Genomic DNA, 25,035 nt, shown 5'->3' on the forward strand with positions numbered 1-25,035 from the left:
TAAATGCGACGCTAAGGCTAAAGTGTTTTTGACACCTAACACCGCGCGGAGGACATCGTCTTATGAAACGTCTATTTCAGATGCTTATCGGCTTGTTTTTATTGGGATCAAGCCCAGCATTCGCTGACGAAATTCTGATCGCAGACGATGATTTCAACAAGTTTATCAAGAATGCGCAAGCTGGCGATGTATTTGCGGTCTATCCCGGTATCTATCGTCTGCCCGCCACGGTTCTGCTTGAGGCCTCCGGAACCGCAGAAAACCCAATAACTATAAGACCTTCCGCCGCGGGTAAAGTTGTCATAGAGGTCCCCCGCGCCATTGGTTTCAAAGTGATCGGAGAGCATTGGATCATTGAGGGTTTGGAGTTTGTTGGCGTTTGCGGCAATGATGGTGACTGTGAGCATGCCTTCCAGATCGTGGGCACCGCAGACCATACTACCGTACGCAATAACCGCCTGATAGACTTCAATGCTGCTATCAAAGGAAATGGGCAAATCATTGATGAACAACAATATTTTCCAGATCACGTTTTGATCGAGGGGAATCAGATTTTCAATCGTCGCCCTCGCCGCACCAGCAATCCGGTTACCACAATTGACGTGGTTGGCGGCCGCTATTGGTCGGTGATTGATAACTTTATCGCAGATTTCCAGAAAGACGGTGGCAATACAGTGAGTTACGCCGCCTTCCTCAAGGGCAATTCCGATAACGGCCTCTTTGAGCGCAATCTGGTGATCTGCGAATGGCGCCATCAAGGTGGCACTCGTTTGGGCCTTTCTCTCGGTGGTGGTGGCACCACTGACCCGCGTTTTTGCCAGGGTCGCTCGTGCAAAATTCAGCACTACAAAGGCACCCTCAAGTCCAACGTCATCATGAATTGTCCAGCAGATGTAGGGGTTTACCTCAACAACGCTGCTAGCACACGCATGGTCAACAACACCATCATCAACACCAAGGGCGTGGACGTACGTTTCTCTGGCAGCTTTGCGCTTATGGCCAACAATATCATCGAGGGACGCATCAATGGCCGCGACAATGGCCGGTTCCGTGAAGTTAATAATATTGTTGAGCGCGACCTGAGTGAACTTTTCCCCGGCAAAAATAATTTTGACCTCAGCCCTTATGAACCGGAAGAACTCATGCGCGCCGCCAGAGGGTATGAGGGCGTTGATTTTTGCACGGGCAAGCCACAAGAGGCTTGGGTTGGAGCCTTTGTTGAACCCGCTCAGTGTACTATTCAACAAAAACTCAATGAAGTGACTGCAAAAGACTAGCTGCAAGCGGCCTCGTCGATTGGATTAATTTCATCTCACATTTATGTGACCCGAACTGTGATACCTCAAAACAGGGGATTTCGAAGGTCATAATTGGCGCGGCTATGCTGCAAAGCATCCCGATACTCGACGGATTTTTCTCTTATTCGTCGATATGTGAAATTTCTTTGCGCCTTCGGCTTCACATAAACCTATGGTTTATTAAATAAACTTATTGATAAAATTTTAAGCATTTATTGATTGTTTATGACTATGTTGTAATCGGTAGTTAGGGGCAAAATCACGTTCAACTAAAGCAATGGACGGTTCTAACACGATGACGACGGCTGATAAATTCTTCGGGATATTTTTCATTTTTCTGGCGATGCCTGCGGCACTGATTTTGGTGCCCGCAATAGAGGTTGCAGTTCTCCTTGGCATTGGCCTTGTCGCTGTTGGCGCACATATGCTGCTACGCCGCCGCCGGAGGTGCGGTTCTTGCGGTCATTTTTTCAATGTTGCCATCCCCCAGCACATACTACTCCTCAGGCGCCAGTTGAAATGTCCGCACTGCAATTCCCCCATACGAAAAAAGCGGCCCACAGAGTAGACCGCTTTAGATATTCTTACGTTCTATCAAAGTGTTACGTGGCAGCAACGGCCTCACGCAACTCCAGTATTCTGCTCACCTGTTCGTAATCGTTTGCGCTATCCACATCGATAGCTGCTTCGGCAAATGGCAATTTTACAGCACAGGCTTTAACGCCCAGAACATCAGATGCCCGCTCAAAAGCCTGTTCAACGGTGAAACGGCGGAACAGTAAGCCAAACAGGTTGCGATACCCAAACGCCTTGAAGAGTTTCCATGGCTTTTTGCGTTTCTGCTCAATCGCGCGCCAAAAATCCAGCACCGGTACGGCATCTTCATTAAGGAAAGCAAACAGGTTCGCGCCAGACAGCTGGGTTTCCCTGAACGGCAGATAGGTACGCTTGGAGCCAGGATGCTCAGCATCCAGATAGCTCTTCTCAACAAAACCCACGGCAAGGCCAGAGGCACCGCGCGCGTCCTCACAAAATTTATCAACCATTGCAGGTGTCAGAAGTGCATGATCAGCTGTTGTGACCAGATATGGCCACTGCCCGCCCGCGGCTTCTATTGCGCTGCCCACGCTGCAGCATATGGTCTCCCCACACGGCACAACATCCACTTCAATGTCATTCACCGGCTCACGTAGGCCCGGGCATGCTTCATACAGCATCTCAGGCTCGTCAAACACAATCACAATCCGCTTGACGGCACTGGAGCCCGCAAGCGACTTCACCACACGTAAAATCATCGGTTCACCGCAAATAGGCACAAGTGCCTTGAACTGGCCGCCAATTAACGCTGCAACCGGGTCATCAGCACACCGAGTGCCCGCGAGCACAACCGCCGTAAAGTCGCGGGTGCCCTTATAGATTGATTGCCAATACGGATGAAATTCGTGTGACCATTCGGGATGATTGTTAGCCTCAAACTCAAAGATGGCCATTTCGTTCATGCCCCGTTTTCCCCCTCTTACCCTAAAAACCCACGCCTAAACTGGCGCCTTTACTACAGTTCACAACTCCCCCAAGCGTGAACTGTTCACATATTTGTCATATCATGCATAGCGGAGTGATCTTGCAAACGCAATGATCTCATAGCACCACACAGTAGCAGTGAGACCTTATGGAGTTCTTAACGTCAGCAGCTTTTTACAGAAATAGAGCCACGTGAGCGCGATAATCCAACTGGCCACAATATCCGTGGGCCAATGCACACCGAGATACACCCGGCTGATACTCGTGAGCACGATAACAGTGGAAGTTATTGTAAATAATAATTGTTTTCCGCGTACGGAGAGGAAGCCGGACAGCACAACATAAAGGATAAGATAAATACCGGCAGAGCGCAGCGCATGCCCGCTTGGGAAGCTCTTGCTGGACGCATGAGCCAATTGTTCCACTATGTCCGGCCGGTCCCGGTCAAAAAGAAATTTGAATATGGGTGATATCAGGAAAACCCCTGTAATCGCGGCAGCACAGCGAGTAGCCAGCGTTTTTGAGTGTTTGCTTAGAATCCACCCCACAAGCGCCAGCGATACCACTATCAGGGTGATCGTGTCCCCCATATGGGTCACTGCCATGACGATATCAGGCGTACCCTCTGGCCCAATTGGCAGGAAATTGCCGTCCGTTTCCTTGCGAAACAACATCAGGCCCCAGCGGTCAAAACCTTCCAGAAAGTCAGAAAATGTCGCATATGCCCACGCTGCAAACACAAGCGCGCCCGCAAAAAGCGCCTTGAGATTTAACTGTTTTAATGCGTTCATTGAGCCCTCCCCTTTGTTACCCATAACTTAGCCTTATTGAGCAGCGCGTCGTACAAAATAAAACAGGTTCGGATTCCTGATCTGTGCTTGTACTGCCCAGAAGCGGTCTGTCGCGATCACATCAACACCGGAAGAATAGATTGCAAGATATTCACCAGCGTCGCCCCGCTCTGCCAAACGGTCATCTAACGAGAAAGTGCCTGTGATAACGCGCCACCCTTGGGTGTGCAGTGCCGAGTAGAACTCCGGCGCCTTGAGCGACGTTCCCGTCCAGGCGATAATTTTGCGCGGGTTAATGCCGCTGGCCAGCAGTTCAGCGATATCTTCTTCATCATACACGGATACCGTCAGCATCAGCTCTGGCGCGATTTGATGAAATGCCTTCGCCTGCTCGAGCGTGTAGGAGATGATGACCGCATAGTCCTCTGCGCCCGCGTTCCTCACAGCGTCAACAACCCTCTTGAAGTCCGTGCCGCGCTTGATATCCAGGGTCAGGATTGTCTTGCCTTTTGCCCAGCGAAGCGCCGCTTCAAGGCTTGGAATGCGGTACTCTGTCGTCTGACCACCATTGTCAACGAGCTTCAGTTCGGCCAGCTCAGCGCTGGTCTTCTCTTTCATCGCACCCGTACCGGTGGTAGTGCGGTCCAGCGTATCGTCATGCATTAGCACAAGCGCGCCGTCAGCCAACTGCGCAACGTCAACCTCCATCAGGCCAAAACCGTACCTGAGCGCGTTATCCATGGTTTCAATAGCGTTTTCCGGATAGCTGGGCGCAGGCCCGCCTCTGTGATGGCTAATCAGGGGGATTCTATTAGGTGTGTACTGAAAGAATGCTTCCGCGCCACCTGCGGGCAACTCGATATAATAACGAGCGTCAAGGTCCTTTGGCGCAGGCACAGTCTCAGCCCATGCCAAGGGGCCCATACCGGCGATCAGCATCAGACCAGCAAACAGATATCTCGTGATCATATGAAATTGTCCCATGTTGCAGCGTCATCCACCTTGACGCAGGTCCTTTAAGGCATGATGCTTGGGCCAAATTCAACTATTTTCGCGGAAAAACGAATGTCTGATCACTATACCCTTGAGGACTTGCTCTCCATCATGTCTCGCCTGCGAGACAAGGAAAATGGCTGCCCCTGGGACGTAGAGCAGAATTTCGAGAGCATTGCCCCCTATACCATTGAGGAGGCCTACGAGGTTGAGGAAGCCATCCGGGCTGGCGACATGGCTTCCCTGAAGGACGAACTGGGGGATTTGCTGTTTCAGGTTGTTTTTCATGCACAGATGGCCAAGGAAGCAGGTGCATTTACCTTCGCAGATGTGGTTCAAAACGTAAGTGAAAAAATGGTGCGCCGGCACCCACATGTGTTTGGCGACGCGACCATTGAAGACGCAGACGCACAGACAAGCGCGTGGGAGGCGCAAAAAGCGAAAGAGCGAGCGGAGAAAGCCTCAGCCGAGGGGCGCATTCCTTCCGTTCTGGATGGATTGACCGTAGGGCTTCCCGCCCTGCTCCGCGCCCTGAAGCTGCAGAACCGTGCCGCACGGGTAGGTTTTGACTGGCCAAACACCACTCAGGTCCTTGATAAGATGCAGGAAGAAGCATCTGAGCTTGTTGAAGCCCACAAAAACGGTGAACCACATGAACGCCTTAGGGAGGAGTTTGGCGACCTGCTCTTTGTTATGGCTAACCTCGCGCGCCACATGAAGATCGAACCGGAAGAAGCTCTCAGAGGGGCAAACGCAAAGTTTATCCGCCGTTTCCAGCGTATAGAAGCGCTGTTGGCGGCAGAGGGTCGCTCACCGGCCCAATCCAACCTGCAGGAAATGGATGCGCTGTGGGATCAGGCCAAAGCAGAAGAGAAGGCCGCAGAATAGCTTACCTGCTAATGACGCTGTGAAAACTTCGCCCAGGCAATCGGGTCAACATTAAACTCAAATGTAACCCCTTCCTCCCCGTGCTCCTCACGAAGAATGCTGGAGTTTGCATGCAACCACGCCTGCGTTGCACCGTCGCTATAGGGTACCGTCAGCTCCATATGCAGGTCTGTGGTGCCCAGAAGGTCATCAATCGTCGCGATAAGGCGGTCGCAACCTTCGCCGGTTAGGCCTGAAAGGGCCGCCATGTGCCGTATCCGGTCATCCTTGGTCACAAGCGCGGCTTGCTCTTCCTCACTCATCAAATCAACCTTGTTGAGTGCTTCAATCGTGGGCGTGCCCTCACCTTCCTCGGTGATTTCAACACCAAGGTCCGCCAACACCTCTTCAACGTCCAGCTTTTGGATCTCGCTGTCAGGATGTGATGCGTCCCTTACATGAACGATGATATCGGCCTCGCATACTTCCTCAAGTGTCGCGCGAAATGCCGCCACAAGGGTTGTTGGAAGTTCTGAGATAAAACCAACCGTGTCTGAAAGGATGATACGCTTCCCACTTGGCATTTCAAGCGCCCGCATCGTTGGGTCGAGCGTCGCAAAAAGCATGTCTTCCGCCAATACCTCGGCTTTGGTCAAGCGGTTAAAAAGCGTTGATTTGCCTGCGTTGGTGTATCCAACCAACGCGACCACGGGGTACGGTGCCTTTTGCCGACGCGCGCGATGAAGGGTACGCGTACGCGTGACCTGCTCAAGCTGGCGTTTGATACGCGTAATGCGCTCGGCGATGATGCGCCTGTCGGCCTCGATCTGGGTTTCACCCGGGCCGCCCATAAAACCTGAGCCGCCACGCTGGCGTTCAAGGTGGGTCCACGACCGAACAAGACGGCTTCGTTGATACTCAAGGTGGGCAAGCTCTACCTGCAACTCACCTTCCTTGGTGCTCGCACGCGCGCCAAATATCTCGAGAATGAGCGCTGTACGGTCAATCACTTTGCATTTGGTACCACGTTCCAGATTGCGCTGTTGGCCGGGAGATAGTTCACAGTCGAAAATAAGAAGATCAATCTCTTCTTCCTCAACCATCGCCTTCAACTCGTCCACCTTGCCTAAGCCAATCAGCGTCGCGGGGCGACGTTCACGCAAGTGGGTTACCTCGCCGCCGACAAGGTCAACGTCAATAGCGAGCGCAAGCCCCATGGCTTCATCAAGCCGGGCTTCTGGTGAGCGTTTCAGATGTGAGGCTTCGCGCCGGTCACGGAGATAAGGGTGCACAACATACACCCTTTGCTTGGCCCCCTCATCCTGGAGATAGCCAAGTCCCTCGGTTGACCAGCCGCCGCCCGGCTGTTTCGCCGAACGGTCATCAGTTTTATTTGCCAATTAACCCTCTAGGTCTTTTTCCGGCTCGAACAATTGTACGGGGCCAGACGGCATCACGGTAGAAATAGCATGCTTGTACACAAGCTGAGAGTGCCCATCGCGGCGCAACAACACACAAAAGTTGTCGAACCAGGTTATAACTCCCTGCAGTTTAACACCATTGACTAAAAACACCGTCACCGGCGTTTTGGATTTGCGAACGGCATTAAGAAAGACGTCCTGGAGGTTCTGATTTTTTTCTGACATGGACTGTCCGTATGTTTATTTGTTTATGTTTATATCAACCTTAAGAGCGATAGCGCGCATCCCCTGTTATCGTGAGCTAATAAGGCCATAGTAACTCCCCGTCACCGGAAATTGCGTGCGGATACATATATGTCAGAGGTCTGGGCTTTCGGTCAACAGGCTTTAGGATAATTATCCACGCCATAACGATTTTGCGAAAAGCGCCAGAAAGAGTGACGCTTCAACGCGCCCGACGAGCATGAGGATGGAGAGTACAATATAATCTTTGTCATGCATGCCCGTGAAGCCCGGAAAATAGGGGTCAATCGCGAATGCCATCGGACCCGAGAGCGCGAGTGATGATAGCGCGAGCGCAATCGCCTCCTGAAATCGAATTCCAAAAATGGCGAGTGTCAGTACGCCGACCACAAATACAAAGACAAAGCCACCTAACACGAGCCAGACAGCCTCAATATCGCGTGGCTGCACGCTCTGCCCTTCATAGCGCAGCGCCCGCACACCGTGCGGTAGCGCGAGGCGTTCTACCTCAGCTTTTCCAAGCATACCAAGGATGACGCCCCGCAACATCTTGATCCCTCCTGACGTGCCCGCAACAGAACCGCCCAAACACACAAGCGCCATTAATACAATGGCACTGGCAAGCGGCAGTTCTGTTGAAAAATGACTGTCGCCGGACGCAAAGCCGGAAGTGGTTACCGCAGAGACAGAGGCGAAAATGCTGCCCCATAACGCATTCATCCACCCTTCATCCGAGAGGAAAAAAAGGACAACCGCCGCTGAGGCAAGCGCCAATGTAAATGCGCGTGTCTCCAGCGTGAACTGGATATTGAAACGCAGTTGTTTAAGCCGGGCGTAATGCATGTCCCAGCTAAGCGCGGCGCAGATCGTGAAAACAACCACAACAAGTTGCGGCCAAAAGCCAGCGACAACATGCCCGCCGTCCGGCGTTATGCCTGTCGTGCTCACACTTGCCATCGACAGCATCACAGCGCTGTCAAACGGCATACCCCCAAGCATCAACAAAAGACAGCAGATCGCGGTAAACAACGCATAAACCGGCCATAGTGTCACAGCTGTTGCTTTAAGCCGAGGGTACCCCTTCTCGCTATCGCCAAATGGCAAGGCAGACCGGTGAAGTTGGATCCCACCACTGTTTAACGCTGTCAGCAGCGAAAGCGAGACACAAACAGCCATAAAGCCGCCAAACCACGCCGCCATAGACCGCCACAACTGAACCGAGCGCATCTCGGAAAGGGAACCATCATATGCCGTGGCGCCGGTTGTTGTGATCAACGACATGCCTTCATAAAAGGCTGTGATGAGCCCAGCATCCGGCAACAGAAAGAAAAAGGGCAGCCCTGCAGCAAAGGCAAGCGCTACACCGCCAACAAGCGGCAGCAGGATCGTCAGCTTTCTGATGCGCACCCGCTCTGATGAGCGGAATCCCATATAGAGCGAGCCACCAACCAGCAAGCCGACAGACATAGACGCAAAAAAACTGCTCGCTGCCACGCCCTCTTCAAGCGCGAGGGCGGTAAAAAACGGCACAAGCTGAAGCAATGTCAGGATAACTATCCAGCAACCAACAAGGAAAAAGAGGCGGCTTGTCCACATGACGGAAAATCAGAAGATGTCCGCTCGCGCGGAGAATAGTTGCTCGATCTTCTTCACAGCCTCAGACAGCGCGAGGATCACAACCCGGTCGCCGCCTTGGAGGACAGTGTCAGCATGCGGCACGAGCGCCTCATCTTCCCGGACAATCATGCCAAACTTGACATCACCGTGGAGCCTGAGCGCCCCGATAGCCTTACCTGCGACAACTGACCCCTCAATAACCTCAGCTTCGATGATTTCGGCTTTGCCTTCAAAAATGCTGTAGAGATCGCGGATACGCCCGCGCCGGATATGGCGCACAATGCTGGAAACTGTAGTCTCGCGCGGGTCGAGCGCAACATCAATACCAAGCGACCCCACGAGGCTACCGTATATCGGGTTATTCATCAGTGTGATAGCGCGCGGGCAACCCTGCTGCTTGGCAAGAAGCGAGGACAAGATGTTCACTTCATCATCATTCGCAACCGAGACAACTGTATCCGCTTGCGAAATATTCGCTTCCTGCAGGATTTCGCGGTCAAGCGCGTCACCATTGATAACAACGGTGTGCTTAAGTTTTTCGGCGATCACTGCCGCACGTTCCTTGTCATACTCAATGATTTTGACGTTGGTTCGCGCGGTTTGCTCCAGAAGGCGCGCGAGGAACAGCCCAATATTGCCACCACCAACAATCACAAGCCTTTGCGCGGCCTTCTCTTCGTGGCCAAAAACAGCCATTGCACGCTCAGTGGTGGCGGCGTCAACAGCAATATAAATGGCGTCACCGGCCTGCAACTGGTCATCGCTTCGCGGCACAAAAATCTTATTGCCGCGTACAACGGAAACCACTGTGGTCTGCAGATTTGGGAATAGCTCTGTTAGCTGCCGAAGTGGTGTATCCACCACCGGACAGTTTTCATCAAGCACCAAACCTATAAGCCGTACTTTGCCGTCCACAAATGGCACCATATTGAAGGCGCCCGGCACCTGCAGGCGGCGATGAAGCGCCTGTGCAACCTCAAGTTCCGGCGAGATAATGACGTCGATCGCCATATTCTCGCGCGAGAAAAGGTCACCCCACATGGGTTTCAGGTAGGTTTGATTTCTGATACGTGCAACCTTGGTCGGAACACTGAAAAGCGAATGCGCCACCTGGCAGGCCACCATATTCACTTCATCAGACCATGTGACTGCGATCAGGAGTTCCGCGTCCGCGGCACCTGCCTTCTCCAGCATTGAAGGGTCCGACGCATGACCCACAAGCGCCTGAATATCGAGCGATTCACTAATCTTGCGAATGAGTTCAGGTGACCGGTCAATCACCGTCACATCATTCTGTTGGTCAGCGAGGTGCTTCGCAATATTGAAGCCCACCTGCCCTGCACCACAAACAATAACTTTCATCGTTTCAAACCGACTTTCCTGAAAACTCTATTGTCGCGGCCCTATTCGACCTCTTCACCCCGTGACACCCCCGTAAGGCCCAACGACTTGAGCTTACGGTGTAGTGCAGAGCGTTCCATACCAATAAATGCCGCCGTTCGCGAGATGTTCCCGCTAAAACGGTTGATCTGCACTTTCAGATATTCACGCTCAAAAGCCTCCCGAGCCTCCCGCAGCGGCGTGGTCATAATGGCGCTGTTGCCACCTGAGTGCAACAGATCGCTTGAGCCTGACCTTATCTCCTGCGGTAGCTGATCGGCACCAATTTCACTATCGAACTCATCGGAACCCATGATAACCAAGCGCTCCATAATGTTCTTAAGCTGCCTGACGTTGCCCGGCCAGTCATACGACTGCAGTGCCGCGATGGCGTCATCGGCCAGCTTGGCTTTTGGGCGACCCGTCGCTTCCGCAAGGGCATCAAGGAAGTTTTGCGCCAGCATCGGTATATCTTCACGTCGCTCCGACAAAGACGCCATTTTGAGAGGGACCACATTAAGACGGTGGTACAAATCCTCGCGGAAACGCCCTTCCCTGATCTCGTTCAAGAGGTCCTTGCTGGTGGCTGAGATCACCCGTACGTCAACCTTAACGCCAGTGTTGCCGCCAACACGCTCGAACGCCTGATCAGTCAGCACACGCAGGATTTTAGCCTGGGTTGGCAACGGCATATCACCAACCTCATCGATGAACAGTGTACCGCCATGAGCGCGCTCAAACAGGCCTGTTTTAACCACACCGCCATTCTGCTCCACACCAAAAAGCTCCTGCTCCATCCGGTGCGGCTCCATTGATGCGGCGCTGATGACGACAAATGAACTGCCTGAACGGTGTGAGCGGCTGTGTATTTGCCGCGCTGCCACCTCTTTACCGGAACCAGACGGACCATTGATAAGCACACGGCTGTTTGTGGCGGCCACCTTCTCAATATTCTGCCTGACTGTATTGATTGCGTGGCTCCTGCCCGTGATATCAACAGAGAAGGCAGAACGTTTCTTGAGTTCCTCATTCTCGCGCTTCAGACGGTCAGCCTCAGTTGCACGCTGTATGGTGAGCAACAGGTGATCCGCCTCAAATGGTTTTTCAATGAAGTCGTACGCGCCTTTTTTGATGGCCGCGACGGCTGTTTCGATGTTGCCATGCCCACTGATAACGACGATAGGCAAGTCCCGGTGGCGAGATTTCACAAGTTCCAGAATTTCCAACCCATCCAGCTTGCTCCCCTGCAGCCAGATATCGAGCACCATCAGGGAAGGAAGGCGGGCTTCAATCTCTGCCAACCCGCTGTCGCTATCGTGTGCGGTACGGGTGCTGTAGCCTTCATCCTCCAAGATGCCGGAAACAAGCTCGCGGATATCTTCTTCGTCATCAATGATCAGTATATCAAGCGCCATAACTGGCTCACTCCCTAGTCGTTATTCTGCGGCCGCTGCGCCACTTTTCTTTGCATTACTATCTGAACTCTCAGCCTCGGCTGTTGCAGCTTTCTTCTCAAGTGCGCGGTGCGAGAACACAAGCACAGCCCTTGCCCCCAGAGGCGTCCGGTCTGCAATTCGCGCCGTGCCGCCATGCTCTTCCATAATGCGTCGCACGATCGCAAGACCAAGCCCCGTACCTTTGGCCCGCGTCGTCACATAAGGCTCCATCAGGCGGTCCTTCTGTTCTTGTGGAAGACCGAGGCCATTGTCATCGACCCGGATTTCAGTGCGATCCTTGTCCTGCACCAGTTCAACCTTGATCAAACCTGGCTCAATGGTGTCCGCACCCTCCGTCATGTCGCGTTCTGTTCGGGCGGTAACAGATTCCACAGCGTTTTTGAGGATATTGGTGAGCGCCTGCCCCACGAGACGGCCATCACACATCAACGTGCGGGTCTCCGCTGGATACCGAGTGGAGAACTGAATGCGGCTGGCCGCTACGTCCTGCAGGAACACAGACTGTTTCACGACATCCGCGATATCAGTTTCCTTGAGGATTGGCGACGGCATCCGTGCGAAAGATGAAAACTCATCCACCATGCGCCTCAAGTCGCCGACTTGCCTGATGATGGTATCAGTACACTGACTAAACACCTTAGCATCACTCGCTATCTCTTTGAGATATTTACGTTTAAGGCGCTCTGCTGAAAGTTGAATAGGTGTTAGCGGGTTTTTAATTTCATGTGCAATACGGCGCGCCACATCAGCCCATGCTGCCGTGCGCTGGTCAGCGAGCTGTTCCGTCAGGTCATCAAATGTTACCACATAGCCGCCAATAGTACCCGCCGCATCTTCGCCGCGTTCCACAAACACCCGCACAAGCAAGGTTCGTGTCTCGCCATTCACTTCAATAACAACCTGACTTTTCACCTCGCCAGCGACTGACTGCTCACTTTGGCGCAGCAACCCTTCGAACTCAGGAATAACCTCGTGGAGACGGTGGCCAATCATATCTTCATAAGCGATACCAAGCTGATTTGCCGCCGCCCTGTTGGGCAGGAAGATCGTGCCGTCCTGCTGAAGACCGATCACACCGGCGGAAACCCCCTCAAGCACCTCTTCAAGGAACCTGCGCCGCTCATCGAGCTCCCTGTTTGCCTCAATCAGCGCATCCTGATGTCGTGCGATCTGGTCCGTCATACGGTTAAACGCGCGGCTAAGCGTGCCAACCTCGTCGCTCGTGGGCGGGCTGGGCACGCGCACAGCAAGGTCACCCTGCCCCACGCGTTCTGCCGCATCTACCAGATTAGAGAGCGGTGTTACAAGCCGCGCCGAGAACCAGAGGCCTATCCATATCGCAGCCAGGAGGATCAGTAGCGCCACGATAATGAAAACAACATTGAACTGAAGCTGGATGTTGCTGCGCTGGCCCTCAAGGCTTTCATAGTCAGCGACCGCACTTCTTGTTGCCTGCAGATAGCCAAGCACTTGCGGGTTAAGGTCACGCGCCACATAGAGATAGGTCGGACGCAGGAAGCCGCTGAGTCTGATCATGCCAACCACTGTGTTATCCGCCGTGTTTGACGCGACAAACGTGCCGTCCTGACGCACCCGGTCCAGCATGCTCTTCTGCAGGCGGGACGTTGTAAGTTCGAGTCCCTGATTTGCGCGGGCTACCACTGCACCTTCCGTGTCCAGGTCCTGCATCTCAATCAACAACACCTCTGACAGCAGACGAGTGTTCAAGGCGCTGTAGGCAACTTGCTGCAACGTCAGACTATCTGTTTGCTGGAGCGGACTGAGCCGATTGAAAGCGAGCGCAATGGCCTGCATGTCCTTCTCGATGGAGGCGCGGTGCTCAATCATATAGGTCTCTGCGACCTCAAGCGAGTTATTGAGTGCAGAGCGCACCTTATCGCTGAACCATGATTGAATGCCGAACTCCAGGAAAAGCGCGGAGAACACGGTCATGATAATGGGAGGCACGATGGCAATCGCAATAAAAAAGCCGGTGACCTTGTTCTGCAGTCGTGACCCTGCCGCCATGCCCTTGCGGGATAACCAGATCCTCACAAACCATCGGCCGATTGAAACGCCAAGCGCGAGCAAGAGCGCCAGGTTGATCGCAAGAAGGGCGCGCATCGTGCGCCCGGAAGCAAGCTCAAAAGGCCCGGACTTTCGGGACATCACGATATAGGTCGCTATAGCGGAGATCACCGCGAGCACGGAGAGAACAATCTCAATGCGCCCCGCGAGTTTCAGGCGCCGTGACCAAAGCATAAAACGAGCCCAGCGACGGTTCGGAAGCTTGGGCGGGCCCGGGTTTAACTCAGGTGTTTGCAACGGGTTAATCTTCGACATGCGGCCTATGATGCATATTTGTCACTATTGTTCCAGATATATCACACGCTGAGCCAAGACTATGGCAAAGTTAGGTCAAACGAGGGTTAACCGAAATATCCAGTTCACGGATTTTTTTCCGGAGAGTATTTCGGTTCAAACCCAGGAGTTCTGCGGCTTTAACCTGATTTCCGTTCGTGACTTGCAGCACCTTCTGGATGAGGGGGCGTTCGACCTCCCTTAAAATGCGCTGATAGAGCCCCGCGGGCGGTAAACCGTCGTCATGATAGTCAAAATATTGATCCAGATGGAGTCTCAGGGTCTGAGCAAGGTTGCCGCCGCTGACGTCTGCCATAATGCTGACAGGACCACCCGCCAACTCGGATGTCGAGCGGTCAAACTCTGTTTTGATGACAGTGCCGCTGATTTCCTTGCCCGGATATAGCGCACATATACGCTGCAACAGGTTCTCAAGCTCACGCACATTACCGGGCCAATCGAACGATTGCAGTGCCTTCTTGGCACCATCGGTTAGCTTCTTCTGTGGCAAGCCCTTATCGACGGCCTTCCGAAGGAAATGCTCTGCTAGATCAGGAACATCGCCGGGACGTTCCCTCAAGGGTGGCAAAGCAAGCGGCACCACATTGAGGCGGAAAAACAAGTCTTCCCTGAAATCCCCTGACCGCACCATGGCCTGAAGACTGCGGTTCGTCGCCGCGATAATACGCACATCTGACTTGATGCTCTTTTGCCCGCCAACCGTACGGTATTCGCCTTCCTGTAGCACACGAAGCAGGCGCGTCTGCGCCTCAAGCGGCATATCACCAATCTCATCAAGGAAAAGCGTCCCCCCCTTGGCTTGCCCAAAGCGGCCAAGTGTACGGGTTTCCGCCCCAGTAAAAGCGCCGCGTTCGTGCCCGAATAGCTCGCTCTCGATCAATTCTCGAGGGATAGCTGCCATATTAACCGGCACAAAGGGGTTATTGGCACGTGGACCATGCGCATGAAGGGCACGAGCGACCAGCTCCTTACCCGTGCCGCTCTCACCGGTTACCATGACTGTCAGGTCGGTTTTCACCACCCTCGCCATCGTGCGGTAAATCTCCTGCATGGCAGGCGATCGGCCAATCAGGAGGTTTTCGTCTCGCTCCAGGTCACCGGTCAGTGTGGTGGCTTTCTCCTTAAGTGCTTTCTTAACAATTGATATTAACTCATCAATATCAAAAGGTTTTGGGAGATAATCAAACGCACCGTTATTTGTCGCCGCCATAGCGGTCGACAGGGTATTTTGCGCGCTCATGATCACGAATGGCAGGTCCGGGCGCTTTTCCAGAAGTGCCGGCAATGCATCAAGACCGCTACCTGACGGCATCATCACGTCTGAGATGACAACATCACCCTGCCCGCGTTCCACCAGCCGCCGCAGCTCGGGCAGGTCTTCCGCCTCAAGAACCATCCAGCCTTCCTGCCGCAAAGCTTCGCCGACAACAAGGCGAATTGCCATATCGTCATCAGCGACAATGATGGTTGGTTTAGTTCGCGCCACGGTTCATATCCTCTTCCAACGCCAGTTGTACCTTAAAATGCGCCCCACCGTTGGGATTATTGTCGCAGGTAACTGTCCCTTCCATATCACTCACATATCGTGCCACCAGCGCCAGCCCAAGGCCGGTGCCACCTTCCTTGCCACTCACAAAGGGGTCAAACAGGTGCCCGCGCAAGTGATGAGGAATGCCGGGGCCGTTATCAAGAACGTTCACTTCGATGGGGAGACGAATGCGCTCTCCGTTCCGCCCAGTGAGCCAAATCCCATGCCTGTATGAGGTTGTGATGGTAATGTCAGCCTCTGGCCCTGCCGCTTCAACTGCATTTTTCACGAGATTGAGAAACACCTGTATCAAACGGTCAAAGTTCCCGTAAACTGGCGGCAATGAAGGGTCAAACCGGGGCCGAAAACTGCATTTTGCACCAAAGCCCGCGACAGCAACGTCTAGAACGTGGTCGAGCACCTCATGAATATTAACCGCCTCATTGGTGTGGGCGTGCGGCGCACTAAAGGTCTCCAGTTCATCTACCAGTCCTTTAATACGGTCAACTTCCTTGACGATCAACTCGGTCAGGCGGGCGTGTTTACCGTCTTGCGCACGTCCCATCAGTTGGGCTGCACCACGGATGCCGGAGAGTGGGTTTTTAATCTCATGCGCCAGCATGGAAGCCAAACCACTCACCGAGCGCGCCGCAGCCTCCATCTCTGCACGTTTCTCCAGAAACGCGGTAATCCGCCTGGGCTGTACCGAAAGCAGGATATCTCCCCCATCCCCGTGCGGGTGGGCATGCATATCCATCAGCTCGATATCGCCGATGGGCGGCATAACCGAGACGTCATAGCTATTGAGAGGAGTATTTTCCTCACGCGCGCGGGTTACCAGGCCATCTGCTGCGTAGCCAACCCCGCGTAGATGCGCGATCGGGCTGTTACACAGGCTTTCCCTGCTGCGCTCAAAAATCGTTTCCGCTTGAGCGTAGACACTCACGATCTGGTTAGAACTGTTGATGAGGAATATGGCTTGAGAGAGGCTGTGCAGAATATCCTGCACGCCTATGTCCTCAGATGCCTCCCCCCCGGTTTGCATCAAGCCGCCATTTGCTCACAAAGAGGCAGGTAAAATTCCCGAAGAGCTGATTTGACCTCGGAAGGGTCATCCATACGGTTGATTTCATTCCTGAAGTCAGCAGAGCTGTGCAGGCCCTTTGTATACCAACCAAGATGCTTACGAGCGATGCGGACACCGCCCTCAACACCATAGTGATGCAGCATATCTTCATAGTGCTCGAGTACTGTTTCCATCTGCTCAGGCAAGCCTGGCGATGCTTTGCGCTCCCCGCTGCGGAGAAACTCCATCACTTGGCCGATAAGCCAGGGTTTTCCGTAACAACCACGGCCAATCATCACGCCGTCGGCCCCGGAATCGGTAAGGGCCTGGGTCACATCGTCAAACTCGTTAATGTCGCCGTTCACGATTACAGGCAGATCGACGGCCTGTTTGACGATACCAACCTTCTTCCAGTTGGCGTGCCCGCGATACATCTGGCAACGGGTGCGCCCATGCACAGCAATCATCTTTACACCAGCCTGTTCTGCAATCTTCGCAAGTTCAGGCGCATTAAAGCTGCTGTCGTCCCAACCCAGGCGCATTTTGAGTGTAACCGGCAGGGAAACAGCATTCACGGTTGCGTGGATAAGCTCACCAGCATGATCAAGGTCACGCATCAGTGCCGAGCCCGCATGGCCGTTAACGACCTTCTTAACCGGGCAGCCCATGTTGATATCAATAATAGCGGCACCCCGGTCTTCGTTGAGCTTCGCAGCTTCCGCCATCTTGCTGGCTTCGCAGCCTGCAAGCTGCACAGACATGGGAAATTCTTCCGCACAGTTGGTGGACATTTTCTGGCTGCGCTCAGTCGCGCGGATCATCGCCTCAGACGCAATCATTTCAGACACGACCAGCCCTGCGCCGTACCGTTTTACCAGACGACGAAAGGGCATATCTGTCACGCCAGACATGGGCGCGAGGATAACTGGGTCTTTGATTTCTACCGGACCAATGCTAAGAGCCATCATTAACTACCTAAAACACTTCACTGCCTAAATATTGGGCACTGCTTATGCCAGAAGTTATGACAAAAAGCCAGCCTCAGATTTCGCAACCGAGCCCTGCACCTGTTGCAGTCCTTATCGTCGCCGCCGGACGCGGTAGCCGGGCTGGCGAAGGCCTCCCCAAACAATATCGCTCCATCGCGGGCAAAGCCCTTCTGTCTCATACACTTGATGCCCTTTCAGGTGCTCTCCCTGATGCTATTATTCAGGTTGTTATTCACCCGGATGACACCCGCTTATATGACATGGCCGCTCAAGATCGTGCCATCGAGCCGCCGGTCTTTGGCGGGGGCACCAGACAGGAAAGTGTGCAGAATGGCCTTATGACCTTGCAGAAACATGAGCCGGAGTTTGTGTTGGTCCATGATGCTGCGCGTCCTTTTATCGATGCGGCTACCATTGAACGCCTTCTCATCGAACTGAGAAGTGGCGCAAAGGCAGTTCTTCCCGCCACCAAAGTGACAGACACGCTTAAATCCGTATCGAATGGCGTGATTGCGCATACCGTTGATCGGGAACATCTATATGCGGTTCAAACACCCCAAGCTTTCCATTTTGATAGCCTCATTGATGCGCATGCTGCCACGACCGGCAACGAACTCACCGACGATGGTGCGGTGATGGAAGCAACTGGTTTTCAGGTACAGATCGTTGAAGGAAACCCAGAAAACTTTAAAATCACTACAGCTGCTGATTTTGAGAAAGCTGAACAGAATTTCATGACGCAACTGCCTGATATCAGAGTTGGCTCCGGCTACGATGTGCACCGGTTTGAAGACGGTGATCATGTCTGGCTTTGTGGTGTGAAAGTGCCCTTTACAAAAAAGCTAAAGGGTCATTCAGATGCAGATGTAGGCCTGCATGCGCTCACCGATGCTATCCTCGCCGCTATCGCTGACGGCGACATCGGGCAGCATTTCCCGCCTACAGACGCACAATGGCGGGGTGCCCCAAGTGATCGGTTCCTCACATTCGCGAGAGACAGGGTTTTAGCGAAGGGTGGCATGATTGCGCACGTCAATGTCTGCCTGATATGCGAAAAGCCGAAAATTGGACCGCACAATGCAGCGATGAGAGCACGCATAGCGGAACTTCTGAATATTGATATCGACCGCGTGAGCGTACAGGCCACAACTACCGAGAAACTTGGTTTTACAGGCCGAGAAGAAGGTATTGCCGCCCAAGCAACGGCAACCGTTCGCCTTCCGCTGAAAGGATAGCAATATGGCTAAAACCTCGCTTCGGACATGGCATGACCGCAACAAGTCTCCCTTATTTTGGCTTGTCACAGGTTTAGGCGTGGGCATGCTCAGGCCAGCGCCCGGAACATGGGGTTCCCTCCTCGGCGTTCTTATGGGTTACGGCCTACTCAAACTTCAAACTGACGCCATAACGCTCGTTGTACTCGTTGCCGGTTTAACCGTCGTATCAAGTCTCGCGATCAATAAGATTGAAGCTCGTATCGGTATTCATGATGCACCTGAGATCATCATCGATGAAGTAGCGGGCCAGTGGCTTGCGCTAGTTCCGCTCACCATGTTTGAACCCTCACTTATCCTCTATGTGCTTGCTTTTCTGCTCTTCAGGTTTTTTGACATCATCAAGCCATGGCCCATCGGATGGTTAGACAAAAAAGTCGCCGGAGGATTCGGTGTGATGGTGGATGACCTTGTCGCTGGCATTCTAGCCGGCTTTGGTATAATCATTCTTCAAATTACAGGTTTGTTAGATGGTTTATATTAATGGTATCCTCAATTCAAGAACGCACTGCCAGCATATTCCCCGGATTTATAATTTCTCTAACTGTGGGTTTGGCGGCAAGTTTCCTGGGCGAACACTATGGTGCCCCAGCAATGCTTTTTGCCCTTCTACTGGGCATGGCGTTGCACTTCCTTCATGAAGACCCCAAGTGCCAGCTTGGTATCGCATTCACGGGCACCACAGTCCTACGAATTGGCGTTGCACTCCTTGGCTTACGCATCGCATTGTCTGATGTGATGGCACTAGGCTGGCAAACCTTCGCCTTGATGGCTGCCGGGGTTGCACTCACCATTTTGTTTGGTCTAGTCATAGCACGCCTGTTTGGACTTAAGCACCGTTTTGGTGCCCTTACAGGTGGCGCGGTTGCTATTTGCGGCGCGTCAGCCGCCCTTGCGATCTCTGCAATCATGCCGAAAAGCGACTCTCAAGAACGGGACACAGTTTTTGCTGTTGTGGGTGTCACAGCGCTATCAACGCTCGCCATGATTATATATCCCATGATCGGCGGCATGCTTGACCTGAGCGAAACACAGGCTGGCATTTTTATCGGCGCCACTATTCATGATGTAGCCCAAGTTGTCGGTGCTGGTTACTCTATATCTGTAGAGGCTGGTGACCTCGCCACGCTTACCAAGTTGATGCGCGTGGCGCTCCTGCTCCCTGTCGTGCTGATATTTGTAATGGTATTTCGGGCCACCTGTGGTGCCGAAATGGCAACAGGTAAAAAACCGCCACTTCTTCCCGGCTTTCTGGTTGCGTTTGTGCTGTTGGTAATCCTCAACAGCCTCATCAGCATTCCAAGCGAGATCAAGTCCGGCTTGACCACTGTCTCGAGAACATGTCTCATTACCGCCATTGCTGCCATAGGATTGAAGAGTAACCTCAAGAGCATTGCTACGCTGGGCTGGCGCCCCATCCTATTAATGGTAGCTGAGACGGTGTGGCTCGCAGTACTTGTTTTGCTGTGCCTGCCCTATGTGGTGAACTGATGGTCGATCAACAAATATATACCTTGGCAGAAACCGTGCTCTCAGAAGCGCGCGCTGGAGGGATCAAGATTGTGACGGCTGAAAGTTGTACAGGCGGTCTTATCGCCGCAGCGCTCACTGAGGTGCCGGGTTCCTCAGATGTTTTTGAGCGTGGGTTTGTGACATATTCCAATGAAGCAAAACATCAGATGCTCGATGTAAGCGCAGAAAGTCTAAACAGATTTGGCGCTGTCTCGGAGGCTGTCGCTAAAGAGATGGCATACGGTGCGCTTGCTAATTCACGTGGTGATATCGCGGTGTCTGTCACCGGTGTTGCGGGCCCAGGGGGCGGCAGTGCCCAGAAACCCGTCGGTTTGGTATGGATTGGTGTTGCGATGCAGGGCATGGCCCCCACAGCGCTTGAATGCCGTTTTGGTGACAGACCACGAGATGAAATAAGAACATTAACAACAGAAAAAGCACTGTCGCTCGTTCTCGAAGCGATTAAGGATTAGCCTCATCTTCGCGTGGCTCGCCATATATTGCTGCGGCGCGCTCTTCAAACGCCTGGACCATTTTTCTACAGGCCTCTCCGAACAATCCACCAATCATCTGATTCAGCATCCGGTTTGAAAATTCAAACTCCACCTCAAAGTCTATAAGACACGAGTGAAACCCTTCAGGGGTAAATTTCCAATGATTGTAGAGCCTCTTCATTGGGCCTCGAATATAGTCGACGTCAACCTTGCTATTGGGCTCCAGGCGTACTCGCGAGGTAAAACGCTCACTAAACATCTTAAAACCAATGATTACATCGGCATCGAAGCGGTTCTCCTGACGATTGTAAACCCGCGCGCCGGTACACCACGGCAGGAATTCAGGATAGTGCGCAACGTCGGCCACTAGCCTGAAAAGCTGTTCCTGCGTGTAAGGCAGTATTTTTTTTTCGCTGAAATGCGGCACCAATCATCCTTCTTTTGAAGGCTTTATAGCTGTCGCCTCGATGAGCCGCAAGGCTGTTCCTACTAAAGGATATCAAGGATAAAAAGCGGGTAGATAATGGCAAAAAGTATGACCATATAAGCAAAAAACGACGTGCTGATAAGAAGTGTGGAGGCCCATATTCCACGGCCATAAAATCGCATAGCGCCGTAGATATAGACAAAATTGGTAATCATCAGTGACGGCAGAATACCCAGAAAATAGACGTAACTGTTAAAAAACGTACCCAGAACGCCGAGAAGTGCGCCCTGCCCCACAACGTAACATACAAAGCTAAAGTGAGAGGCGTAACTGTACCCAGAGCGCCGGGTTAACAGCATGAGCACGAAGGCGTATACGGGCACGGTAAGAAGCGACATAATATTGAGGTAACGCATGAGGAAGGTATTGAGTTCTTGCACCACAGGATCATTTGCAGCGCCTTCCAACTGCACGAAAATAAGGCTTTCGCTGATCGCATCGAACTCGCCGGTCCAGATCGTCGCGGCTATTGATATAGCGACGGCCGCAAAACAGTAGCGGAGCGGATTGACGTATCGCGCCCTCTTGCCTTGAGCGTAGTTTTTCGCTACCAGCCCAGGGTTTTTGGTGAGCCCAAGGAAAGTGCGCCAAAGTTTCCCGTCTATTTTTACAATTGAATCGAGAGCTTCGGACGCCAGTTCCCCCGCATCAAGGCCAACACCGCGACTGCGCTGCCCACAGGCACTACAGTATTTCCCCGTGAGAACGGCACCACAGTTCCGGCATTCAGTATCATCGATAACGTCAACCGGTTGCGACATATACCCCCCATAATATTGTGGTCAGTTACTCGGCAGCCTTAAGTCGAGCCTCACGTGCCGCCCGCAGGCGCGCAAAGTCATCGCCCGCATGATAGCTTGACCGCGTTAGCGGTGTCGCGGAAATCAACAGGAAACCCTTGCCTTTCGCCATACGTTCATATGACTTAAACTCATCTGGAGTGACATAACGCTCCAGTTTCGCATGCCGTGGTGTTGGCTGGAGATATTGGCCAATGGTCATAAAATCGATATCCGCCATGCGCATATCATCCATAACCTGGCTCACTTCCATACGTTCCTCACCCAAACCAACCATGATGCCTGATTTGGTGAAGATGGAAGGGTCGACTTTCTTCACAGTCTCAAGCAGGCGTAGGCTATGGTAGTAACGTGCACCGGGTCGGATTTTGGGGTAGTTCCGCGGCACCGTTTCCAAATTGTGGTTAAACACATCAGGCCGTGCCTCTGCCACCATTTCAATAGCGCCGGGTTTGTTGCGGAAATCGGGTGTCAAAATCTCGATCGTCGTCTTGGGGCTGCGTTTTCTCAGCTCCTCGATAACTTTAACGAACTGCCGCGCACCGCCATCATCAAGATCATCCCGGTCAACGGACGTGATCACGATATGATTGAGACCCATTTCAGCACATGCGATCGCAGTGTTCATTGGCTCAAGCGGGTCAACGGTCATGGGCCGACCGGTCTTCACATTACAAAAGGCACATGCACGCGTGCAGGTATCCCCCAGGATCATGATAGTGGCATGCTTCTGTTTCCAGCATTCACCGATATTGGGGCAAGCCGCTTCTTCACAAACCGTATGGAGCTTCAGGTCACGCATCATTTTGCGTGTTTCCGCATACTCTTTACTAACCGGGGCTTTTACCCTGATCCAGTTTGGTTTGCGTTGATACTCTGGTTTGTCGTTCGTGCTCATTACTTCTCATCCAACTCGTAGGCGATCTTCAGCCATTTTCTCAACTGGTCATCGATATCAGCAAGCGCGAATATCCCAATCACATGAGTGATGCGGTCGCCTTTTGCTGCGCCACCAGTAGGCTTAAGGCGCTCGTCAATCGGGCCATCGCAACCCTTCAATGCCAAGCCGAGATCCACCCGTTTCTGCGTAGCAGCTTTTACCTGAGCGAATACGTGATGTCTATAGAAGGGCACCATGGTCTTAGTGGGGCTTACCCTAGCATCATCGCCCAGCGACGTGGCCTCAGTGGCAAGTGCTTGTGCTATAGGCGCCAGCTCCGCCTTTTTCCCAGCAAACTGCGCGTTGAAAAGATCGGTTGCCGCAGACAGATAGGCTGCCTCATCATAATCTTCCGGCGTTTCACCAAGCGCGCGACTGGCCAGCAACCATGCAGTTGGCTTCCCAAGGCCATAGTCAGCTTTCAATTGAGCAGCCGCTTTGTTTACATCCGTCGCGCCATAGCGCAGGACAATTGTTGCCCAGTCATCCGGTGATTTACCCGTACGGGCTTTCATGCTCGCCAGCATGGCCTTCATATGGGATACAACCGGATGTACCTTTAAGCGCATTAAAGCCCCTAGAAATGTATAGCTCTACCGTAAGCGTCCAGCACACTTTCATGCATCATCTCAGAAAGAGTTGGATGCGGGAATACCGTATGCATAAGCTCGGCTTCTGTTGTTTCAAGCGTTCTCGCAACCACATAGCCCTGGATCATCTCCGTCACCTCAGCGCCCACCATATGCGCGCCCAGAAGCTCGCCGGTCTTTTTGTCAAAGATGGTTTTAACAAGGCCCTCAGGCTCGCCAAGCGCAACAGCCTTCCCGTTACCGATAAACGGGAAACTGCCTACACGAACATCAAAGCCCTGCTCTTTCGCCTTGACTTCAGTGAGGCCAACTGAAGCCACCTGCGGCCTGCAGTATGTACAGCCAGGAATATTGCCTTTATCCATGGGGTGAAGGCCTTTTACGCCAGCAATCTTCTCAACCGCAATCACACCCTCATGGCTAGCCTTGTGCGCAAGCCAAGGTGCGCCAGCAACGTCACCAATAGCCCAGAAACCATCCACACCCGTGTGGCCCCACTTATCAGTAACGATATGACCACGATCGGTTTTAATACCAACGTCTTCCAAACCAAGGTTTTCAATATTGCCTGTAATGCCAATGGCAACGATCACCCGGTCGACCGTGATCTCTTCTTTTTTGCCTTTAGCCTCAACAACGCATGTCACATTGTTTTCGCCTTTTTTAAGCTCGGTTACAGAGGCGTGGGTTTTGATCTTCATGCCCTGTTTCTTAAACGATTTCTCGGCAAACTTTGAGATATCAGCATCTTCAACAGGAAGAACCCGGTCCATCATCTCGACCACGGTGACGTCTGAGCCCAGTTCATTGAAGAAACTGGCAAATTCTATCCCGATGGCGCCAGAGCCGATTACCAAGAGCTTCTTCGGCATCACATTTGGCGTTAGGGCATGTTTGTAGGTCCAGATCAACTCGCCATCTGCTTTGAGGTGGGGCAACTCGCGCGCCCGTGCGCCGGTTGCAATAATGATCTCTTTAGCCGTCAGTTCGGTGTTTTTACCGTCCTTGCCTTTAACTGTGAGCTTGCCTTGGCCCGCGACCTTCGCTTCACCCTCAATGTGGGTAACCTTGTTCTTCTTCAGCAGCGATTTGATGCCGCCGTTCATCTGTGACGCCACACCGCGGCTACGTTTAACGATAGCCTCGAGGTCAAACTCAATCTGACCAATCTTCAGACCAAAGTCGGCACCGTGTTTCGCCAGATGCAGGACCTCAGCAGAGCGAAGCAGCGCCTTCGTGGGAATACAGCCCCAGTTCAAACAAATACCGCCAAGGTGCTCCCGTTCGATACAGGCTACATTCATGCCGAGCTGGGCACCGCGGATCGCCGCGACATACCCGCCAGGCCCACCACCAACTACTACAAGGTCAAAACTCTGAGACAT

The 25,035-nt window shown here is 52.9% G+C and carries 23 protein-coding genes; 6 read left to right on the forward strand and 17 right to left on the reverse strand.

Annotated features, from left to right (window positions below; all coding sequences use genetic code 11):
- Nucleotides 1–62 precede the first annotated feature (62 nt).
- On the forward strand, nt 63–1,277 hold the full coding sequence (locus ACN0XZ_RS07450; RefSeq protein ID WP_417457105.1) for a chondroitinase-B domain-containing protein: 1,215 nt from the start codon (nt 63–65) through the stop codon (nt 1,275–1,277).
- Between the two features lie 623 nt (nt 1,278–1,900).
- On the opposite strand, the gene ACN0XZ_RS07455 is transcribed toward ACN0XZ_RS07450, so the two are convergent.
- The 3 genes from ACN0XZ_RS07455 to ACN0XZ_RS07465 all read right to left on the reverse strand — a co-directional run bounded on the left by ACN0XZ_RS07455 (nt 1,901) and on the right by ACN0XZ_RS07465 (nt 4,579).
- Complete coding sequence (locus tag ACN0XZ_RS07455; protein ID WP_417457106.1) at nt 1,901–2,797, reverse strand: nucleotidyltransferase family protein; 897 nt, start codon at nt 2,795–2,797, stop codon at nt 1,901–1,903.
- Between the two features lie 168 nt (nt 2,798–2,965).
- Nucleotides 2,966–3,610: a phosphatase PAP2 family protein gene (locus tag ACN0XZ_RS07460; protein ID WP_417457107.1), complete on the reverse strand. Its 645-nt coding sequence runs from the start codon at nt 3,608–3,610 to the stop codon at nt 2,966–2,968.
- Nucleotides 3,611–3,643: 33 nt separating this feature from the next.
- Nucleotides 3,644–4,579, reverse strand: a complete 936-nt coding sequence (locus tag ACN0XZ_RS07465) for a glycerophosphodiester phosphodiesterase family protein (RefSeq protein WP_417457108.1) — start codon at nt 4,577–4,579, stop codon at nt 3,644–3,646.
- Nucleotides 4,580–4,675: 96 nt separating this feature from the next.
- On the opposite strand from ACN0XZ_RS07465, the gene mazG reads away from it, so the two are divergent.
- Nucleotides 4,676–5,491: a nucleoside triphosphate pyrophosphohydrolase gene (gene mazG / locus ACN0XZ_RS07470; RefSeq protein ID WP_417457109.1), complete on the forward strand. Its 816-nt coding sequence runs from the start codon at nt 4,676–4,678 to the stop codon at nt 5,489–5,491.
- A gap of 8 nt (nt 5,492–5,499) precedes the next feature.
- Here the strand turns inward: mazG and hflX are convergent, their stop codons facing one another.
- The 9 genes from hflX to dusB form a co-directional block, all read right to left on the reverse strand.
- On the reverse strand, nt 5,500–6,870 hold the full coding sequence (gene hflX, locus ACN0XZ_RS07475; RefSeq protein ID WP_417457110.1) for a GTPase HflX: 1,371 nt from the start codon (nt 6,868–6,870) through the stop codon (nt 5,500–5,502).
- Nucleotides 6,871–7,116 (reverse strand): RNA chaperone Hfq, encoded by a 246-nt coding sequence (gene hfq, locus ACN0XZ_RS07480; protein ID WP_020398945.1) that lies wholly within the window; start codon nt 7,114–7,116, stop codon nt 6,871–6,873.
- A 171-nt stretch (nt 7,117–7,287) separates the two neighbouring features.
- The gene (locus tag ACN0XZ_RS07485; RefSeq protein ID WP_417457111.1) at nt 7,288–8,730 is read right to left on the reverse strand and encodes a potassium transporter TrkG; all 1,443 of its coding nucleotides are present in this window, start codon (nt 8,728–8,730) and stop codon (nt 7,288–7,290) included.
- 9 nt (nt 8,731–8,739) lie between these two features.
- Nucleotides 8,740–10,113, reverse strand: a complete 1,374-nt coding sequence (trkA, locus tag ACN0XZ_RS07490; protein WP_417457112.1) for a Trk system potassium transporter TrkA — start codon at nt 10,111–10,113, stop codon at nt 8,740–8,742.
- 41 nt (nt 10,114–10,154) lie between these two features.
- Nucleotides 10,155–11,546: a sigma-54-dependent transcriptional regulator gene (locus ACN0XZ_RS07495; protein WP_417457113.1), complete on the reverse strand. Its 1,392-nt coding sequence runs from the start codon at nt 11,544–11,546 to the stop codon at nt 10,155–10,157.
- Nucleotides 11,547–11,567: 21 nt separating this feature from the next.
- A complete protein-coding gene (locus tag ACN0XZ_RS07500; protein WP_417457114.1) occupies nt 11,568–13,850 on the reverse strand; it encodes an ATP-binding protein in 2,283 nt (760 codons plus the stop codon).
- Nucleotides 13,851–14,001: 151 nt separating this feature from the next.
- On the reverse strand, nt 14,002–15,456 hold the full coding sequence (gene ntrC / locus ACN0XZ_RS07505; protein ID WP_417457115.1) for a nitrogen regulation protein NR(I): 1,455 nt from the start codon (nt 15,454–15,456) through the stop codon (nt 14,002–14,004).
- Nucleotides 15,443–16,507, reverse strand: coding sequence for a two-component system sensor histidine kinase NtrB (locus tag ACN0XZ_RS07510; RefSeq protein WP_417457116.1), 1,065 nt, complete (start codon nt 16,505–16,507; stop codon nt 15,443–15,445). Before ACN0XZ_RS07510 ends, ntrC begins: the two co-directional genes overlap by 14 nt.
- A 35-nt stretch (nt 16,508–16,542) precedes the next feature.
- The gene (dusB, locus tag ACN0XZ_RS07515) at nt 16,543–17,529 is read right to left on the reverse strand and encodes a tRNA dihydrouridine synthase DusB (protein ID WP_417457117.1); all 987 of its coding nucleotides are present in this window, start codon (nt 17,527–17,529) and stop codon (nt 16,543–16,545) included.
- A 47-nt stretch (nt 17,530–17,576) separates the two neighbouring features.
- Here dusB and ACN0XZ_RS07520 point away from each other — a divergent pair, with 47 nt between their 5' ends.
- From ACN0XZ_RS07520 to ACN0XZ_RS07535, 4 genes are read left to right on the forward strand one after another with little or no spacing between them, the layout of a single operon-like run.
- Entirely contained in the window at nt 17,577–18,788 is a 1,212-nt protein-coding gene (locus tag ACN0XZ_RS07520) for a bifunctional 2-C-methyl-D-erythritol 4-phosphate cytidylyltransferase/2-C-methyl-D-erythritol 2,4-cyclodiphosphate synthase (RefSeq protein ID WP_417457118.1), read from the forward strand.
- A gap of 4 nt (nt 18,789–18,792) precedes the next feature.
- Nucleotides 18,793–19,311, forward strand: a complete 519-nt coding sequence (locus ACN0XZ_RS07525) for a phosphatidylglycerophosphatase A (protein WP_417457119.1) — start codon at nt 18,793–18,795, stop codon at nt 19,309–19,311.
- Entirely contained in the window at nt 19,311–20,318 is a 1,008-nt protein-coding gene (locus ACN0XZ_RS07530) for a YeiH family protein (RefSeq protein WP_417457120.1), read from the forward strand. Before ACN0XZ_RS07525 ends, ACN0XZ_RS07530 begins: the two co-directional genes overlap by 1 nt.
- Nucleotides 20,318–20,812, forward strand: coding sequence for a CinA family protein (locus ACN0XZ_RS07535; protein WP_417457121.1), 495 nt, complete (start codon nt 20,318–20,320; stop codon nt 20,810–20,812). Before ACN0XZ_RS07530 ends, ACN0XZ_RS07535 begins: the two co-directional genes overlap by 1 nt.
- Here ACN0XZ_RS07535 and ACN0XZ_RS07540 read toward each other — a convergent pair.
- The 5 genes from ACN0XZ_RS07540 to lpdA form a co-directional block, all read right to left on the reverse strand.
- A complete protein-coding gene (locus tag ACN0XZ_RS07540; RefSeq protein WP_417457122.1) occupies nt 20,802–21,260 on the reverse strand; it encodes a type II toxin-antitoxin system RatA family toxin in 459 nt (152 codons plus the stop codon). The genes ACN0XZ_RS07535 and ACN0XZ_RS07540 overlap by 11 nt on opposite strands.
- A 62-nt stretch (nt 21,261–21,322) precedes the next feature.
- Nucleotides 21,323–22,081 carry a DUF3667 domain-containing protein gene (locus tag ACN0XZ_RS07545; protein ID WP_417457123.1) on the reverse strand — a complete coding sequence of 253 codons (759 nt, stop codon included), beginning with the start codon at nt 22,079–22,081 and terminating at the stop codon, nt 21,323–21,325.
- Between the two features lie 25 nt (nt 22,082–22,106).
- Nucleotides 22,107–23,018, reverse strand: coding sequence for a lipoyl synthase (gene lipA / locus ACN0XZ_RS07550; RefSeq protein ID WP_417457124.1), 912 nt, complete (start codon nt 23,016–23,018; stop codon nt 22,107–22,109).
- A complete protein-coding gene (locus ACN0XZ_RS07555) occupies nt 23,018–23,629 on the reverse strand; it encodes a DUF5655 domain-containing protein (RefSeq protein WP_417457125.1) in 612 nt (203 codons plus the stop codon). Before ACN0XZ_RS07555 ends, lipA begins: the two co-directional genes overlap by 1 nt.
- 8 nt (nt 23,630–23,637) lie before the next feature.
- A complete protein-coding gene (gene lpdA, locus ACN0XZ_RS07560) occupies nt 23,638–25,035 on the reverse strand; it encodes a dihydrolipoyl dehydrogenase (RefSeq protein ID WP_417457126.1) in 1,398 nt (465 codons plus the stop codon).

It is taken from the genome of Kordiimonas sp. (genome assembly GCF_048264555.1).
In the GTDB taxonomy this organism is placed as follows: domain Bacteria; phylum Pseudomonadota; class Alphaproteobacteria; order Sphingomonadales; family Kordiimonadaceae; genus Kordiimonas.

What these genes read in the sequence shown, in the direction of transcription:
- hfq (WP_020398945.1), bottom strand. Translation starts at nt 7,116, where the DNA reads ATGTCAGAAAAAAATCAGAACCTCCAGGACGTCTTTCTTAATGCCGTT.
- ACN0XZ_RS07460 (WP_417457107.1), bottom strand. Translation starts at nt 3,610, where the DNA reads ATGAACGCATTAAAACAGTTAAATCTCAAGGCGCTTTTTGCGGGCGCG.
- lipA (WP_417457124.1), bottom strand. Translation starts at nt 23,018, where the DNA reads ATGAGCACGAACGACAAACCAGAGTATCAACGCAAACCAAACTGGATC.
- ACN0XZ_RS07485 (WP_417457111.1), bottom strand. Translation starts at nt 8,730, where the DNA reads ATGTGGACAAGCCGCCTCTTTTTCCTTGTTGGTTGCTGGATAGTTATC.
- ACN0XZ_RS07450 (WP_417457105.1), top strand. Translation starts at nt 63, where the DNA reads ATGAAACGTCTATTTCAGATGCTTATCGGCTTGTTTTTATTGGGATCA.
- ACN0XZ_RS07495 (WP_417457113.1), bottom strand. Translation starts at nt 11,546, where the DNA reads ATGGCGCTTGATATACTGATCATTGATGACGAAGAAGATATCCGCGAG.
- trkA (WP_417457112.1), bottom strand. Translation starts at nt 10,113, where the DNA reads ATGAAAGTTATTGTTTGTGGTGCAGGGCAGGTGGGCTTCAATATTGCG.
- ACN0XZ_RS07555 (WP_417457125.1), bottom strand. Translation starts at nt 23,629, where the DNA reads ATGCGCTTAAAGGTACATCCGGTTGTATCCCATATGAAGGCCATGCTG.
- ACN0XZ_RS07520 (WP_417457118.1), top strand. Translation starts at nt 17,577, where the DNA reads ATGCCAGAAGTTATGACAAAAAGCCAGCCTCAGATTTCGCAACCGAGC.
- ACN0XZ_RS07500 (WP_417457114.1), bottom strand. Translation starts at nt 13,850, where the DNA reads ATGCTTTGGTCACGGCGCCTGAAACTCGCGGGGCGCATTGAGATTGTT.
- ACN0XZ_RS07530 (WP_417457120.1), top strand. Translation starts at nt 19,311, where the DNA reads ATGGTATCCTCAATTCAAGAACGCACTGCCAGCATATTCCCCGGATTT.
- ACN0XZ_RS07465 (WP_417457108.1), bottom strand. Translation starts at nt 4,579, where the DNA reads ATGATCACGAGATATCTGTTTGCTGGTCTGATGCTGATCGCCGGTATG.
- ACN0XZ_RS07455 (WP_417457106.1), bottom strand. Translation starts at nt 2,797, where the DNA reads ATGAACGAAATGGCCATCTTTGAGTTTGAGGCTAACAATCATCCCGAA.
- lpdA (WP_417457126.1), bottom strand. Translation starts at nt 25,035, where the DNA reads ATGTCTCAGAGTTTTGACCTTGTAGTAGTTGGTGGTGGGCCTGGCGGG.
- ACN0XZ_RS07545 (WP_417457123.1), bottom strand. Translation starts at nt 22,081, where the DNA reads ATGTCGCAACCGGTTGACGTTATCGATGATACTGAATGCCGGAACTGT.
- ACN0XZ_RS07525 (WP_417457119.1), top strand. Translation starts at nt 18,793, where the DNA reads ATGGCTAAAACCTCGCTTCGGACATGGCATGACCGCAACAAGTCTCCC.
- dusB (WP_417457117.1), bottom strand. Translation starts at nt 17,529, where the DNA reads ATGGCTCTTAGCATTGGTCCGGTAGAAATCAAAGACCCAGTTATCCTC.
- ACN0XZ_RS07535 (WP_417457121.1), top strand. Translation starts at nt 20,318, where the DNA reads ATGGTCGATCAACAAATATATACCTTGGCAGAAACCGTGCTCTCAGAA.
- mazG (WP_417457109.1), top strand. Translation starts at nt 4,676, where the DNA reads ATGTCTGATCACTATACCCTTGAGGACTTGCTCTCCATCATGTCTCGC.